Origin of the sequence: Hoeflea ulvae (assembly GCF_026619435.1) — a bacterium.
Classification (GTDB): Bacteria; Pseudomonadota; Alphaproteobacteria; order Rhizobiales; family Rhizobiaceae; genus Hoeflea; species Hoeflea ulvae.
This window is the reverse complement of sequence record NZ_JAOVZQ010000001.1, coordinates 3,374,538-3,390,026: the sequence shown is the minus strand read 5'-3', so window position 1 is coordinate 3,390,026 and position 15,489 is coordinate 3,374,538. Positions and strand designations below refer to the sequence as shown.

The following is a 15,489-nucleotide window of genomic DNA, read 5'->3' as shown; positions in this document are numbered from 1 at the left end:
GTGAACCGCCATGTCGTTATCAGATTTCGTTTATCGCCCCTTCGAAACGATGGTCCGTCCGCTGGACATTCCCTGCGCGCCACTGCCGACAGATGGGCCATTCGCGCTGGTCATGCATTTTGTGCGGCTTTTCCGCGGCGTGCTCCTGACCGTGACCATCCTGATGGTGGCAATAGAGTTGATCAACCTGGCGACGATATGGGGCGTTTCCTTCGTCGTTGACGGGATTGATACAAAGGGCGCAGCGGTCTTCCTTCAAGAGGAATGGCCGGTCCTGATGGTTCTTGGCCTGCTGGTGTTTCCGCTGATGCCGGTGCTGATCTTTCTCGCCAACACGATCAATTCTCTGGTGGTGGCGGTCTGCATGCCGACGGCGATGGCGTGGCAGGGCCACAAGGCGGTGGAGCGGCAAGACCTGGCTTTCTTCCACGACATGTTCGCGGGCCAGGTGGCGTCGCGTATTGGGCAGGTCGCGTCCGCCGTGCAGCAGCAGATCGTCGTCGCCTTCTACCACGTTCCCTATATTGCCATGAAGTTTGTCGGCTCGCTGGTGCTGCTGGCCACACTGTCCTGGCCGCTGGCGGTTCCGGTGGTTGTCTGGATTGCAGCCAACATCGTCGTTTCGGTGGCTGCCGTGCCGCATTTTGCCGCGCGCTCCCGTCACACGGCGCGCGCCCGCAGCATGGTCGTCGGGGCGATGACCGACCTCTACGCCAATATCCAGATGGTCAAGCTGTTTGCCGCCGAGGACAGTGAGGCAGGCCTGATGCGCAAGGTGATGGGCGAGTCCATCCGCACCCAGCAGTTGGAACGCCGGCTTCATCTGACAACCGACATCACCGTAGTGCTGCTCAACGTGCTTCTGATTCTCGCAAATGTCGCCATTGGTGTGTGGGGACTTGTCTCGGGCTTTGTCACGATCGGCGAATTTGCCGCATCGATCGCCATCGTCCTCAGGCTGACCGGGAGTTCCCGCGCTTTCCTGCAGATGGGCCAGCAGATTTTTCAGGCTCTGGGCACAATTCGCGACGCCATGCCGGTCATCACCACGCCGCCGACGATCACCAATGCGGCGGATGCGCGGCCGCTCGAGGTGAGCAAGGGTCAGGTCGAATTCAGGAATGTGGGGTTTGAGTACAGGCAGGACCAGAAGGTGATCGCCGACCTGTCGCTTATGATCGAGCCTGGCGAAAAAGTCGGTCTGGTCGGGCTCTCCGGTGCCGGCAAATCCACTCTGGTCGGTCTGCTGCTTCGCTTCTTCGACGTTCGCGACGGCACCATCCTGATTGATGGCCAGGCTATCAGCGAGGTGACCCAGGAAAGCCTGCGCGACCATATCGGCGTGGTGACCCAGGATGTCTCGCTGCTGCATCGGTCGGTCGGCGACAATATCCGCTATGGACGGCCCGAGGCCTCGCAGGAGGAGATCAGACGCGCTGCTGCACTCGCCGAAGCCGAAGGCTTCATCGAAGGGCTGAGCGATATGGAGGGCCGGACCGGCTATGACGCATTTGTCGGCGACCGTGGGGTCAAGCTCTCCGGCGGACAGCGCCAGCGCGTGGCCATTGCGCGCGTGCTGCTCAAGGATGCGCCGATCCTGGTGCTCGACGAGGCCACCTCGGCACTTGACAGCGAGGCGGAGGCAGCGGTGCAGGACAAGCTGGCCTTGCTGATGGAGGGCAAGACGGTGATCGCCATCGCCCACCGGCTCTCGACCATTGCCAGCATGGACCGGATTGTCGTGCTCGACGAGGGGCGTATCGTCGAACAGGGACCGCCGGCCGAGCTGCTGGAACGCGACGGGCTCTATGCCCGGCTGTGGAAACGCCAGACCGGCGGCTACATTCCCAACGAGATCGAGCAGGTCTGAAACGTTCGTCTGGTGAGGCTTCTGTCGCTTCCGGGCACCAAAGATATCCGACAAATCGCCGGGCTCATGGCGGACGATGACGCCCGCCACGTTGTTGTTTGTCGCTTCAGGGTGGCCGGTTACGCTGCGTTTTTTGCGGCGGTGGTCCGGCGCGCGAGCTGGCGCAGGCGCGAGGAGAATTCGCCGCGGTCGACATAGCAGCCGTGCAGGTGCCGGTATCCGGTCGACGGATCGAAGGCATCGCGTCCGTGCAGCACCCGGCGGTTGTCAAACACCACCATCTCGCCGCCTTTCAGCTTCAGCGTCAGCCGGTATTTCGGATCCCGGGTCTTGGCCATATAGGCGCGGTAGGCGCGGTAATAGCTCGGCATGATCTCGGGGTTCATGTCGAAAATCGCGGCCAGATGGGCGTTGTAGCGGATCTCGATCACCGCGCCTGCTGCATCCAGTGTGATCACCGGCTCATGCACCCTGATATCGGCCTCGCCATCATGAAAGCGGAACGGGATCGGCACCTCGCAGAGCAGGCGGAAGGCATCGGGGTTTTCATTGCGAAGATCCTCGGCCATGGCAAAGCCATCGGCAAATATCGATCCGCCGCCGGTCGCCTCATTGGCGAGGCAATGCAGGAACTGATAGCCGGGTGGCACTTCCTGGTTTGGCAGGTCCGTATGCAGCGGCAGGGCGACCGAGGTGTAGGCCAGATTGTTCGGGTCGGGCTTGTTGACCACCTCAAACGTGGTGCCGAAATTGGTCTGACGCAAAAAGCCGATCCGCTCGGCGATATCAACGCCTGCGCCAACCCGGTCATCGAGATGCTGGACAATGGTGAGGCCGAGACTGGCGGTGTCGTGCATCCAGGAATTGAGTGCGGCGTCATCCACTCCGATCTGGGCTGCCTTGTGCCGCGGGATGCCGGTTGCGCCGAGATCACTGTGCCAAAGCCGAGCGGCAAGCGTGCCCGGATCAGCTTCAGGCTGGCCGGGGCGGTGGGCGTTGAGAAGTGACACGGGCATGCGGCTGACATGTCCGTCTGCATAGGTCAGTTCGGCAATGTCACCGTCAAGGCGCGCCGTGTCCAGCTCCGGTGCATCATCGAGAGTGAGCAGATCAAGAATCCGTTCATGGGTTTGCGGGTGCAGCCCGGACGGGCAATTGTCGCGCAGCCAGATGGTCGGGTAGTTAGTCGAGGTGCCGTCCGTCCAGGTCACGGCAAGCGTGTCGGCACGGACCGAAAGGTCTGTCATCATCATGGGAAATCCAAATTGTTTCAGGTGGGCAGAATCGATCCGCGGGGATCGGTCACAGGCACGCTCAGAGGCCCGGAGGCGGCCACCAGCCCTGTGTCTTGCCATAGACCGCGCCGATGGCGCGGCCGCCGAGTGAAACAATTGAGATCATGCGCCGATGCTATGCCTGCATCCATCGTCCGGCAAGCGAAATAGATGTCCTACACAGGGTGACGGCTGTTGCTCTATCGCTTGCGGGCGATGAACAGATGTCCGGCGATCGGCAGGCCCTGCTCATGGCGGACGACGATGTCGCCGGCCTCGAGGCAGTCGAAGCCCGCAGCGTCGAGCGCCTCGCGCACATAAGCTTGCGTGTGGGCAAAGCGCTGGAAGCCGCCAACCGTGTAGGGCCGGCCCTGAAACGCCTCTTCCGGCAGGGTTTCGCTGGAAAAGCAGAACAGCGCGCCGGTCAGGACATTCTTTGCCACCGCTGCAAACAGCGGTTCGAGTTCGCCCAGATAGGGCAGCACATCGGTGGCGGCGACGAGATCGAATGGGTCGTCGTCATTGTCTTCGAGGAAGTCGACCGCGTCGGCGACGTAGAGCGTGTCGTAAAGGCCTTTTTCATGGGCGATCTCGACCATGTTCTCGGCCAGATCAAGCCCCGTGGCGTCGTCGACCATGTCTTCCAGCGCGCCGCCGGTGAGGCCCGTGCCGCAGCCCAGATCCAGCATGCGCTCAAAATTTGTCTCGCCAAGCTCGCCCAGCCGTTGCCTGAGCAGCATCGGCACATGGTAGCCCAGATCCTCGACCAGCACCTTGTCGAAGACTTCGGCATGCTGGTCAAACAGGGTCGCGACATAGGCTTCCGGCGCGCGCAGGGGCACATCGCCGCGTTTCATGCTGGCAAGCCGCACCGACGCGCCGCCATGATCGTCGGGGTCGAGCGCCAGCACGTCGGCATAGGCCAATGCTGCGGCATCGAGATCGCCGGCTTTTTCCTGCGCCAGAGCGCGGTTATAGGCTTCGGCCAGTGCGTCGTCGTCGGTCTTGGCCATTTAAGCCTCCAAATCTGGTTTCGCGCAGCTTTTGCAGAAAGGAGCGACCGCGGCAAGCCGCGATTATCGCTTGAGGTGCCGGGTCAGCCGCTGTTCCAGCTTTGCCCAGATGTTGCGCAGGGCCTCGACAATGACGAGATAGAACACTGCCGCCCAGATATAGGTCTGGAAATCGAAGGTGCGGGAATAGGCCCGCCGGGTTTCGCCCATCAGGTCAAACACGGTGACGATGGCGACAATCGCCGATCCCTTGATCATCAGGATGATCTCGTTGCCATAGGGGCGCAGCGCCACGATCATCGCCTGCGGCAGGATGATCAGCCGGAAGGTCTGCAACCGCGTCAGCCCGAGGGCGGCCGCACCTTCATGCTGGCCGCGCGAGACGCTCTCGATGGCGCCGCGCAGGATCTCGGCCTGATAGGCGGCGGTGTTGAGCGTGAAGGCGAACAGCGCGCAGTTCCAGGCGTCGCGGAAGAAGCCCCACAGTCCCAGCGCCTCCATCTGTTCGCGGAAGCTGCCGAAGCCGTAATAGATCAGGAACAGTTGCGCGATCAGCGGCGTGCCGCGGAAGAAATAGACATAGCCATAGGCGATCGCGGAAAGGACCCGGTTCGAGGACATGCGGCCCAGCGCGATCGGCACCGACAGCACCGCGCCCAGCGTGATCGAGATCCCCACCAGGGTCAGCGTGGTGCCAAGGCCGGAGATGAATTTCGGACCGTAGGTCGTCACCTTGTCGATGTCCCAGGCGTCGAACAGCCAGGCCACCAGGGCGATGCCCGCGACGATCCACAGGCCGAGCAGGGTTGCGCCGAGAATGCGCATGCGGCTCCACAGGAATGCCGGTACGGGCGGCGCTGGCTGCGGCTCGATCAGTTGCTTGACCGCGCTCATCGGTTCACTCCCGACCGGCGCACCCGGGTCTCGATCTTCGAGAACACGATCGAGGAGGCCATGGCCAGCACAAGAAACAGCAGGCAGGCGGTGCCGTAGAAGAAGAAGGCCTCCTTGGTGACCTTGGCGGCGATGCCGGTCTGGCGCAGCGTGTCGCCAAGCCCGATCACCGAGATCAGCGCGGTGTCCTTGATCAGAATCATCCACAGATTGCCCAGGCCGGGCAGGGCGATGCGCACCAGTTGCGGCAGGATGATCAGCCGCATGGTCTTGCCCGGGCGCAGGCCCAGCGCATAGCCCGCCTCGTACTGGCCCTTGGGGATTGCCTTGAACGCCGATGACAGCACCTCGCAGGCATAGGCGGAGAACACCAGCGACAGCGCCACGGTGCCAGCGACGAAGGAATTGATGTCGAAGCCGCGCTCGAACCCCAGCGCCAGGGCCGCTTCCCGCACGGCAATCTGCAGGCCGAAATAGATCATGAAGATGGTCAGGAGTTCGGGCAGACCGCGGAAGATGGTGGTGTAGATATTGGCCGAGATCCTGAGCGAGCGGACCTCGGTCTGCTGCGCCAGGGCCAGAAACAACCCGATGGTCAGCCCGATCGGCAGCGTGCAGGCGGCAAGCGTGATGGTGACGAAGAAACCGCGGGCCACCTCGTCGCCCCAGCCGGTGTCGCCGCAGGACAGCAGCGAGTTTTCGGCAAGCAGGTTGAGAAAACCCACCGGCCCGCAAAACGGATCAAGCAGGGACACGAGTGCGTAAAGCTGTCCTCCCAGCGATGCCGTTGGTTCCATGTCGTCCCCTGCTGATGGCCGGTGGTCCGGTCTTGTCATAAAAACGGCGGACGAAACATCGCCCGCCGCTTCAGGTCTGGTGTTACAGGCTCACGTCCGGCTTAGTCGCCATAGACATCAACGTCAAAATACTTGTCGTTGATGGTCTTGTAGGTGCCGTTTTCGCGGATGGCGGCAATCGCCGTGTTGAACATGTCGCGCAGTTCGGTTTCGCCCTTGCGGATGGCAATGCCGGCGCCTTCGCCGTTGATCACCGGATCCGGTGTCAGCGTGCCCAGCAGCTTGCAGCAGGTGCCCGCATCCGACTTGAGCCATTCGGTGAGAACGATGACATCGTCGATGACCGCGTCGATGCGGCCCGAGTCGATGTCGAGCTTGTACTCGTCCGGCGTCGGGTAGAGCTTCAGTTCGGCCGAGGGAAGCTTCTCTTCGGCATAGTTGGAGTGGGTGGTCGACGACTGCGCGCCGATCATCTTGCCGGCGAGACCCGCATCACTGGCTTCGGTGATGTCGCTGTCCTTCGGCACGGCAATGGCCGGCGGCGTGTTATAGTATTTGTTGGTGAAGTCGACCTTCTCCTTGCGCTCCTCGGTGATCGACATCGACGCGATGATGGCGTCGAACTTGCCGGCGAGAAGAGCTGGAATGATGCCGTCCCAGTCCTGGGTGACGAATTCGCACTCGACCTTCATTTCTTCGCAAAGCGCCTTGGCAATGTCGATGTCGAAGCCGACGAGGCTGCCGTCCGATTCCAGGTTGTTGAAGGGCGGGTAGGCGCCTTCGGTGCCGATGACGACCTTCTTCATGCCGCCATGGCTGGCGGCCTGGGCGGAGACGCCCATGGTCATGGCAAGTGCGACAGCCGAGACTGCCAGAGTGAAACGCTTGGAAATAGGCATGGGTGTCCTCTCAGTTGTCCGGATTGCGGCCTGTGGTTGCCGCATTCCATTTTATCGCGGTTCATTGTCTCCCGCGTGAACCGGAATACTCCCATTGTTTCATTGGCTAATGCAACAGAAAATCCAGCTTACGTAACCTGCCCGAAGGTAAGCTGGGGATAATCCATATCAACCTGCCGGTGACGCGGTCGGCGCGGGGTGCCGCAGCCTGCGGCCGCGGCTTCAGTTGGCCTGTGCCGTCCTGGCTTCGGTCGCCAGGCTGCGCTCGACGCGAAGCACATAGAGTGTCGCGAAGATACTGAAGATGCACGAGACCAGCATGACGAGGATCAGCGGATAGGGTCCGCTTTCCTGGGACAGGATGGCGCCGGCCAGCGCCGACAGCGCGGCACCGCCGCCGATCATCATGGCGCCGCCGAGACCTGACGCAGAGCCGGCCAGATGCGGACGCACGCTGACGATGCCGGCATTGGCGCTGGGCAGGGTGATTCCGTTGCCGAGCCCGACAAAGAAGATCGGGCCGAAGAAGGACAGTGCATGCCAGATGCCGGCGAGAAACAGCAGCAGGGACAGCGCCATGCCGAAGGTGGCCAGGATGCAGCCGGCGATCATCATGCGGTTGATGCCCATCTGCCGGGCGAACCGGCCCGAAAGGAAGTTTCCGCTCATATATCCCAGCGCAATGAAGACGAAGTAGAAGCCGAGCTGCGTCGGGTTCATGCCCAGGATCGCCGTGGCCACGAAGGGGCCGCCGCCGAGAAACGAGAAAAATGAGCCGGAGGCAAAGGTGGCCGTCAGCGTGTAGCCCCAGAACCGCCGCGAGCGGAACAGTTCGGGATAGGCGCCGAACTGTCTGAGCATGCTGGGCGAGCGGCTGAGATTGCTTTCGCCGAGATCGGCAATGACCAGAGCCAGCGTCGCAAGTCCCAGCACGAACAGCAGCGCGAAGGAGGACTGCCAGCCAAACAGGTCCTCCAGGACGCCGCCCATGACCGGGCCGATCATCGGCGCCAGGGTCATGCCCATGGTGACATAGCCGATCATCGAGGCGGCCTGATCGGTGCCGACCATGTCGCGGACGATGGCGCGCGACAGCACCATGCCGGAAACCACGCCGGCCTGCAGCATCCGGAAAGCCAGAAAGCTCTCCACCGTCGGGGCAAACGGCGCCAGTGCGGTGGCCAGCAGGAAAATCAGCAGGCCCGTCAGCATCACCGGACGGCGGCCGTAACGATCCGACAAGGGTCCGATGATAAGCTGCAACAGCGCGGTGAAAGCCAGATAGCCCGACACGGCCAGCTGCACCACGGCGTAATCGGCCTGGTAATAGGCGGCAATGCCCGGCAGGGAAGGCAGGAACAGGTTCATGTTGAGCGCGGAAAGGCCGGAAATCACCACCAGTGTGACGATGTGGGGCGGGGTCGCGCGGTCGAGGAATATCGCCTTGGTCATTTGCAGTGTTTTGTGCTGTCGGGCGCTGCGATGCAAATGAAATCCGACGCGCCGGAAACGAGATCGCCGGAACAGTCTTGCTCCGGCTTTGCGGCAGGTTGCATGAAAAATAGATAAGATATACTTTGAGCGCTGTGTCCAAATGTCAACATGCCATTAATCCTTAGGGGTTTTTCTAGTTCCGTGTATTGAGTAACGTGGGTGGTAGACAGAATGCCGGAAAGCGAAAGCGACCAGTGCCCGTTTTGCAATGCGCCATGGGGTGAGTGTGGCCATGTGCAATTGCTGCTTGAATGGGAGACAGACGCCCTGTTCAGGGAAGCACTGGCGGAGCTGGGGAGCGCTGCCATCCCGGATGGGCGGCTCGAGGCCGGCAAGATCATTCCCATCGCTGCGGTGCGGACGGCCGATTCGGCCGGCAAGTAAGCCTGTTCCTGCATGGCGGGACTTACGGCGAATGCCGCGCTGCGGCCCGGCTGGCCGGCTTGGCGCTGCTTTTGATGCGCTCGCGATAGAGCGTGTACAATCCCGATCCGATGACGATTGTACCGCCGGTGAGCATGTAGATATCCGGAAATTCGCCGAACAACACCATGCCCAGCACCACCGCCCAGATCAGCCCGGTGTAGCGGAACGGCGCCACAAACGATATCTCGCCTTCGCGCATAGACATGATGATGAACTGATAACCCACCAGAACCAGGCAGGCGGCCAGGCTGATCAGGCCGAATTCCGGGACGCTCACCGGATTCCAGCCGCCCATCGGCCAGATCAGCACAAGCCCGGCAAGAGCCACGGCTATGGCGGTGACGGTCGACAGGAACAGCGACGGGATCGCCGCATGGATCTTGCGGGTGGCGATGTCGCGGGCGGAGGCGAAGATCACGGTGCCGACGATCAGCAGGGCATAGGGCGAGAATCCGTCGACGCCGGGCCGGACGATGATCAGCACGCCGGCAAAGCCCGCCAGGATGGCGCCCCAGCGCCGCCAGCCCACCGGCTCGGCCAGAAACAGGGCCGCGCCCATGGTCACCGCCAGCGGCAGGGCCTGCAGGATCGCCGAGGCATTGGCCAGCGGGATGTGGGAGAGCCCGATCAGAAAGAACACGGTTCCGCCGACTTCGCCCAGGATCCGGATCGCCACCCAGCGGTTGAGCAGCAGCCGAAACGGCCGCATCGCGCGCTGCTGCCGGGCCAGCAGATAGATCAGAAGCGATGCAATGGCCCCGCGCAGAAACATCACCTGGGCAATGCTCAGATCGCTGGTCAGCAGCTTGATGATGGAATCATTGAACGTGAAGCCTGCCATCGACAGGGACATGAACAAGGCGCCACGCAGGTTGGGGGAAATGGCCATGAGGGTTCCGGAAAATGCCGGCGTGGAATCGTCGGCTCAAGGGTCAGGTTAGCATTGTCGGCAACAACGACCCATCCGTGCCGGATTGCCGATCCATCACTGGAATTGATCGGTCACGGACAGACTGATCGTCAATCAGTGGGCTGTGCCGCGGCGTGCGAGCGGGTAAGCTGCCGGGCCGGTCTCAGCCGCCGGTCACGCTCATATGGCGGGAGACGGCCGGTTGCCGGGTGGTCCGGTCGATGATGAAATCATGTCCCTTGGGCTTGCGGGTGATGGCTTCGTCAATCGCCTGCGACAGCAGCTCGTTGCCCTCTGAGGCGCGCAGCGGCGCCCGCAGATCGGCGGCGTCGTTCTGGCCCAGGCACATATAGAGCGTGCCGGTGCAGGTGAGGCGGACGCGGTTGCAGCTTTCGCAGAAATTATGAGTCATCGGGGTGATGAAGCCGAGCCGGCCGCCGGTTTCCTTGACACGCACATAACGGGCGGGGCCGCCGGTCTGGTAGGGAATGTCCTCAAGCGTCATCTGCCGCTCGAGATTGCTGCGCAGCAGCGACAGCGGCATGTATTGATCGGTGCGGTCCTCGTCGATCTCGCCCATCGGCATGGTCTCGATCACGGTCATGTCCATGCCCTGGCCATGGGCCCAGCGCAGCATCTCCGGAATCTCGGTGTCGTTGAAATTCTTCAGCGCCACGGCATTGATCTTTATCTTCAGTCCCGCCGCCTGCGCGGCACGGATGCCCTCGAGCACCTTGTCGAGATTGCCCCAGCGGGTAATCTTGCGGAACTTGTCCGGATCGAGCGTGTCCATCGACACATTGATGCGGCGCACGCCGCAGTCAAACAGCTCGGCGGAGTGTTTTGCCAGCTGCGAGCCATTGGTGGTCAGCGTCAGCTCGTCCATGCGGCCGGCGTCGATATGGCGTCCGACCTGGCGGACAAATTGCATGATGTTTTTGCGCACCAGCGGTTCACCGCCGGTGAGCCGGATCCGGCGCACGCCCTTTTCGACAAAGACGGTGCACAGGCGGTCGAGTTCCTCAAGGGTCAGGAGATCCTTCTTGGGCAGGAAGGTCATGTTTTCCGCCATGCAATAGGTGCAGCGGAAATCGCAGCGGTCCGTCACCGACACCCTGAGATAGGATACAGCCCGGCCAAACGGGTCGATCATGATCGGTGCTGCGGCGTCTTCCATTGCGGATGATCCTTCATTGCTGTGGTCTCAATGTCGTCGTCCATCCCGGTTCCGTCAAGGGCAGGGGCGCTTCACGGCGGATGTTTTCACGCTGGCGGCTTGTGGACCGGCCCAATCAACTCTACATCAGCGCTGACAGGCGTTGAAACCAGGAGGGTTAGCCGATGGGCGATCATCAGACGGCATGGCCGACACAACTGCGCGTGTCTGCCGATCGCAAGACCCTGGTGGTCAGTTTCACCGATGGCCGCTCCTACGAGATCGAGGCCGAATTGCTGCGGGTCCGCTCGCCGTCGGCGGAAGTGCAGGGGCATTCCCCGGGACAGCGGGTCACCGTTGGCGGAAAGCGCGAGGTCTGCATCTCCAAGGTGCTGCCGGTCGGCAATTACGCGGTGCGCCTGGCTTTTGACGATGGCCATGATACCGGTATCTTCACCTGGGCCTTCCTGTCCGAGCTTGGCGCGGAAAAGGACCAGCGCTGGGGCGAATATCTGGCGGAACTGGAAGAAAAGAACATGTCACGGACGCAGGAACTGATGTTCTAGGCAGTCTTCCGATCCTGGTCGGCAGTGTCAGCCGGCTCCACGTCCTCGCTCTGGGTCAATTCGCTGATCATGCGCATCATCACATCGCCGACGAGATTGCACTCTTCGGCGGTCGAGGATTTCATGGTGCGGTCAATCAGGGCCGACTGGATGGTGATGGCCTGCTCGGTGAGCCGGGTGCCGTCCGCGGTCAGTTCCAGCCGCAGGATGCGACGGTCCTGGGGATCGATGCTGCGGACCAGCAGGCCGCGCTTTTCGAGCTGCGGCAAGAGCATTGACAGGTTGGAGCGGCCGACCAGCAGCTTGTCGGCCAGGTCCTGCTGGGAAATGCCCGGCGTGCGGAACAGGTTGACGAGAATGTCGAGATGCGGCGGCTTGATGTCGAGCGGTTGCAGGGCGCGCGTCAGCGTCAGGCCCATCACCTGGCAGGCGCGGGCGACGGCGATCCAGTTGCGAAAGCGCGGGTTGTCCCACGGCAGGACTTGATTTTTGTTCATGGTTGTACAATTCTGTTCATAGTTGAACCAATCCGGATACCCACTATGGCATCTCTTGTTGAAAAGGTCACCCGTGCCGTGCTTCGGCAGGTCGCGGCTCAATCACCTGAAAAGGCTGGCGAACTGGCGTTCTGGCTGTTCTGCCGGACGCCGCCTGCGAAGCCGCAAAGCGACAAGGAGCGGCGCGCCATCGCCAGCGCCGGGCCGCGCATGGCGCAGGCGGAACTGGTGCGTCTGGTGATTCCCGGCAGTGTTGTCGCCACCCATGTGTTCCGTCCGGCGGCGGGCCAGGAAGACGGCCGGCGTGTGCTGCTGGTCCACGGATACCGCTCGCGCAGCGACCACATGGTGGCGCTGGCCGAAGCGCTGGTGGCGCAGGGCAGGACGGTCGTCTGTCTCGATCTGCCCGGTCACGGCGCCTCGACCGGGCGCAAGCTGCATCTGGGCAAGGCGGTGGAGGCGATCGACGCCGCCTGGCGGCAGCACGGGCCGTTCGAGGCCTTTGTCGGTCATTCCTTTGGCGGCCCCTCGGTAATGGCCGCCGCCGCAGGCGCGATCCTGCATGTGCCGCAGCGGACACCCGAGCGCATCGTCACCATCGCCGCCCCCTCGAACATGGCCGACGTGTTCGAATGGGCCGGCAGCTATATGGGGCTTGGAGCAGCGGCGCAGAGCGCGTTCGAACGGCAGGTGTTGCGCGCGACCGGGCGGCCGCTGTCGGAATTCCGGGTTGACCGGATGCTCAATGACCTGCGGATCCCGACGCTGGTCATCCATGCCGAGGACGACAAGGAGGTCAGGTTCGCCAATGCCGAGGCGATCGCCGCCACCGGCCCGCATGTCCGGCTGATGAAGGCCAACGGGTTCGGCCATCGCCGCATCGTCTCGGCCGCTCCGGTCACCCAGGCCGTTGCCGGCTTCGTCGGCGGCGTCGGGAATGGCGATGTGGTGGATTTGCCGCTTTCCAGCCTGGCCAAAATCAATAAACTTGCCACCAGTGACAGCGGGGCATTCAGGAGGCTTGCATGACCATCATAACCTCGGTCGCCGAACTCGACGCGATCTACGGCGAATGCGCGGAGGCTTCGGTGATCAAGGTCAGTGACCGGCTGACAAGGGGCTACAGGCAACTGGTGGAGTCCTCGCCGCTGGTCGCGCTGGCCACCTGCGGGCCCGAGGGGCTCGACTGCTCGCCGCGCGGCGATCCGGGGCAGGTGATGACCATCCGCGATGACAAAACCCTGATCCTGCCTGACCGCCGCGGCAACAACCGGATCGATTCGCTGCGCAACATCGTCCGCGACGGCCGGGTGGCGCTGCTGTTCCTGATTCCGGGCTCCAACAGCACGCTCAGGGTCAATGGCCGGGCGGAAATCTCGGTCGATGCGGAGCTGCTGGCAAGCCTCGCCAATGAGGGCAGGCTGCCGCGCTCGGCGATCGTGATCACCATCGAGGAGGTCTATTTCCAATGCGCCAGAGCACTGATGCGCGCGAAGATCTGGGAGGCGGAGACCTGGCCCGATGCAGAGGCCTTGCCGACGCCGGGCCGCCTGATGCAGGAGCTCAAACCCGGTTTCGACAGCCGGCTTTATGATCGTGAATGGCCCGAACGGGCAAAGACCAGCATGTGGTGACAAAAAAACCGGCCATGACAGCCGGTTTTTTCAAACATGGATCTGCGTCGCAGGAAATTCTACTGGCGGACGATCACCCGGGTTCCGACCTTGACCTGGTCATAGAGGTGCTCGACATCCTCATTGGCCATGCGGATGCAGCCCGAGCTCATCGCCTTGCCGATGGTCCAGGGCTGGTTGGTGCCGTGGATGCGGTAGATGGTCGAGCCGATATACATGGCGCGGGCGCCGAGCGGGTTTTCCGGGCCACCGGGCATATAGGCCGGCAGCACACGGCCTTCCTGGCGCTTGACCCGGTCGCGCATCACCTGCGGCGGGGTCCAGCCCGGCCATTCGGCCTTTCGGGTGATTTTCTTCTGACCCTGCCAGGTAAAGCCTTCGCGGCCGACGCCGATGCCATAGACCATGGCCTTGCCCTTCTTGATCACGTGATACAGGCGACGGTCCGATGTATCGATAATGATTGTGCCCGGCGCATGGTTTTCCTTGAAGGAAATGACCTTGCGCTTGATCGGCGATTTGTCCGAGCGGCGGTACTGGTTGTAGTTTTTCGATGGCGGAAACAGAAGCTGCAGCAGCGATTTCGATTCGGCAGTGCTCTGGCTTGCGGGTTGCGCCTGAACGGCTGCGGGTGCCATCAGGCACAAGGCGAGAAATGCGGAGGAAATGAGACGTTTCATATCGGGTTCCGGTGCTGTGGTTGAATTCAAGTCACGCCCGCCGCAAGTCCACTGACTAGCCACTGGCCGTCCGTTGCTCATGGGTAACTGCTTCGCCGGGACCTGTCCAGCTTCAAGGCGAAATTGTGGCAAGCATCGCCCCAGCAAAATACAGATACCGCGCCGTCGCCGCCCGCGCGCGGAGTTGAGCGGCTCAACTCTTGTAGATGGCGCGGGATTTGCTCGAGTCGTTGTCAAGTTGAGGATTGTAAAGATGCACCCGGTTACGGCCGGTGTGTTTTGCCGCGTAAAGCGCGAGATCGGCTTTGTTGTAAAGGTCTTCGGCGCAGGAGGCTTCGGTTGCCATGCACATGCCCAGCGACAGCGTGATCGGACCGTAATCGACGCCGGTCTTCTGGTTCTTCAGCGGCGTGGCCTCAACCGCCCTGCGCACCCGCTCGGCGATTTCCATGGTGACCTCGAGGCTGGTCCCCTGCAGCACCACGGCAAATTCCTCGCCGCCGGTGCGGGCGATGAAGACATCCTTGCGCAGCGTGCTCTTCATGATCGCGGCGACGACGCCCAGAACCCGGTCGCCGACCGGATGGCCATAGGTGTCGTTGAATTTCTTGAAGTGATCGATATCGGCGACGATCAGCGAGTAGTAAAGCGAATTGCGCTTGTCGTCGTAAATCCCCGCAAGCACCTCGTCGAAAGCCCGCCGGTTGGCCAGGCGGGTCAGCGTGTCGGTATTGGCAATGCGCTTGTATTCATCGAGTTCGAGCTTGACCTGCTCCATTTCGCGGGCGCGCTCGACCATGTGTTCGACCACCACCTTGCCCTTTTCCATGGTGTCGCCGGTGGCATTGCTCAGGATGCCGATGACATTGGAGAGAATGTCGGCGCTGGACGCACTCTTGGTGGAAATGCGGGTGTAGGTCTCGCCCAGCAGTTTCGAATAGCTTTCAAGCGAGGACTGCTCCTGCTTGAGCAGCCGCAACATGCCTTCGAGTTCGCCGGAGATCTTGTCATGAGCGCCCTCGACCACACCGGTCCTGTGGTGGTGGGGGAAGTGCTCCTTGCCAAGCCTGTCGAGATCGCCCTGCGCCGGGTTGCGGCCCAGCGCTTCGAACATCTTGCTCAGCCGTGAGTTGGACGCGTTGAGTGCCTCGTAGACCAGCTCGTAATTGCGGGGAGTCCGGAAATTCCTCGCCTACGCATGGTTGCAAGAACCATGGTTGCGGTGTCCAGGTTCTGGACCTTTTTTGCAGCTACTGCCGACATCTTATGTCCCCAAGCGTGGCATACGAAAATTTGTAGGGTGAATATTACGAGACAATTGTTTGGGAAATGTTAATTGCAGAGAAACCTTGCCCTGCCGCAATGGTAGCGACAGGGCA

15 protein-coding genes and 1 pseudogene are annotated in these 15,489 nt (G+C 62.1%); 5 read left to right on the top strand and 11 right to left on the bottom strand.

The features are described 5' to 3' along the window. Nucleotides 1-10: 10 nt before the first annotated feature. Nucleotides 11-1,870 (top strand): ABC transporter ATP-binding protein, encoded by a 1,860-nt coding sequence (locus OEG82_RS16090; RefSeq protein WP_267613403.1) that lies wholly within the window; start codon nt 11-13, stop codon nt 1,868-1,870. Between the two features lie 119 nt (nt 1,871-1,989). Here the strand turns inward: OEG82_RS16090 and OEG82_RS16085 are convergent, their stop codons facing one another. From OEG82_RS16085 to OEG82_RS16060, 6 genes are all read right to left on the bottom strand, one after another. Next, on the bottom strand, nt 1,990-3,123 hold the full coding sequence (locus OEG82_RS16085) for a TauD/TfdA family dioxygenase (RefSeq protein WP_267613402.1): 1,134 nt from the start codon (nt 3,121-3,123) through the stop codon (nt 1,990-1,992). Between the two features lie 221 nt (nt 3,124-3,344). Next, entirely contained in the window at nt 3,345-4,157 is an 813-nt protein-coding gene (locus OEG82_RS16080; protein ID WP_267613401.1) for a class I SAM-dependent DNA methyltransferase, read from the bottom strand. A gap of 63 nt (nt 4,158-4,220) precedes the next feature. Further along, entirely contained in the window at nt 4,221-5,051 is an 831-nt protein-coding gene (locus OEG82_RS16075; RefSeq protein ID WP_267613400.1) for an ABC transporter permease, read from the bottom strand. Further along, entirely contained in the window at nt 5,048-5,848 is an 801-nt protein-coding gene (locus OEG82_RS16070) for an ABC transporter permease (protein ID WP_267613399.1), read from the bottom strand. The genes OEG82_RS16075 and OEG82_RS16070 overlap by 4 nt, the downstream gene beginning before the upstream one ends. A 101-nt stretch (nt 5,849-5,949) precedes the next feature. Next, complete coding sequence (locus tag OEG82_RS16065; protein ID WP_425497595.1) at nt 5,950-6,747, bottom strand: ABC transporter substrate-binding protein; 798 nt, start codon at nt 6,745-6,747, stop codon at nt 5,950-5,952. A gap of 222 nt (nt 6,748-6,969) precedes the next feature. Continuing rightward, a complete protein-coding gene (locus tag OEG82_RS16060; RefSeq protein WP_267613398.1) occupies nt 6,970-8,199 on the bottom strand; it encodes a multidrug effflux MFS transporter in 1,230 nt (409 codons plus the stop codon). Nucleotides 8,200-8,412: 213 nt separating this feature from the next. Here OEG82_RS16060 and OEG82_RS16055 point away from each other — a divergent pair, with 213 nt between their 5' ends. Continuing rightward, nucleotides 8,413-8,625, top strand: a complete 213-nt coding sequence (locus OEG82_RS16055) for a hypothetical protein (RefSeq protein ID WP_267613397.1) — start codon at nt 8,413-8,415, stop codon at nt 8,623-8,625. A 22-nt stretch (nt 8,626-8,647) separates the two neighbouring features. Here the strand turns inward: OEG82_RS16055 and OEG82_RS16050 are convergent, their stop codons facing one another. Continuing rightward, nucleotides 8,648-9,556 carry a DMT family transporter gene (locus OEG82_RS16050; RefSeq protein ID WP_267613396.1) on the bottom strand — a complete coding sequence of 303 codons (909 nt, stop codon included), beginning with the start codon at nt 9,554-9,556 and terminating at the stop codon, nt 8,648-8,650. A gap of 184 nt (nt 9,557-9,740) precedes the next feature. Further along, complete coding sequence (gene moaA, locus OEG82_RS16045) at nt 9,741-10,754, bottom strand: GTP 3',8-cyclase MoaA (RefSeq protein ID WP_425497594.1); 1,014 nt, start codon at nt 10,752-10,754, stop codon at nt 9,741-9,743. Nucleotides 10,755-10,918: 164 nt separating this feature from the next. On the opposite strand from moaA, the gene OEG82_RS16040 reads away from it, so the two are divergent. Continuing rightward, on the top strand, nt 10,919-11,299 hold the full coding sequence (locus OEG82_RS16040; protein WP_267613395.1) for a gamma-butyrobetaine hydroxylase family protein: 381 nt from the start codon (nt 10,919-10,921) through the stop codon (nt 11,297-11,299). On the opposite strand, the gene OEG82_RS16035 is transcribed toward OEG82_RS16040, so the two are convergent. Further along, nucleotides 11,296-11,796, bottom strand: coding sequence for a MarR family winged helix-turn-helix transcriptional regulator (locus OEG82_RS16035; protein WP_267613394.1), 501 nt, complete (start codon nt 11,794-11,796; stop codon nt 11,296-11,298). The two genes, OEG82_RS16040 and OEG82_RS16035, sit on opposite strands and share 4 nt — an antisense overlap. Before the next feature lie 45 nt (nt 11,797-11,841). On the opposite strand from OEG82_RS16035, the gene OEG82_RS16030 reads away from it, so the two are divergent. Continuing rightward, nucleotides 11,842-12,825, top strand: coding sequence for an alpha/beta fold hydrolase (locus tag OEG82_RS16030; protein WP_267613393.1), 984 nt, complete (start codon nt 11,842-11,844; stop codon nt 12,823-12,825). Further along, a complete protein-coding gene (locus OEG82_RS16025) occupies nt 12,822-13,430 on the top strand; it encodes a pyridoxamine 5'-phosphate oxidase family protein (protein WP_267613391.1) in 609 nt (202 codons plus the stop codon). The genes OEG82_RS16030 and OEG82_RS16025 overlap by 4 nt, the downstream gene beginning before the upstream one ends. A 59-nt stretch (nt 13,431-13,489) precedes the next feature. Here OEG82_RS16025 and OEG82_RS16020 read toward each other — a convergent pair whose 3' ends face one another. Both OEG82_RS16020 and OEG82_RS16015 read right to left on the bottom strand, forming a co-directional pair. Further along, the gene (locus tag OEG82_RS16020; RefSeq protein WP_267613390.1) at nt 13,490-14,110 is read right to left on the bottom strand and encodes a L,D-transpeptidase; all 621 of its coding nucleotides are present in this window, start codon (nt 14,108-14,110) and stop codon (nt 13,490-13,492) included. A 193-nt stretch (nt 14,111-14,303) separates the two neighbouring features. Beyond that, nucleotides 14,304-15,373, bottom strand: a pseudogene (locus OEG82_RS16015) (GGDEF domain-containing protein). Between the last annotated feature and the right edge of the window lie 116 nt (nt 15,374-15,489).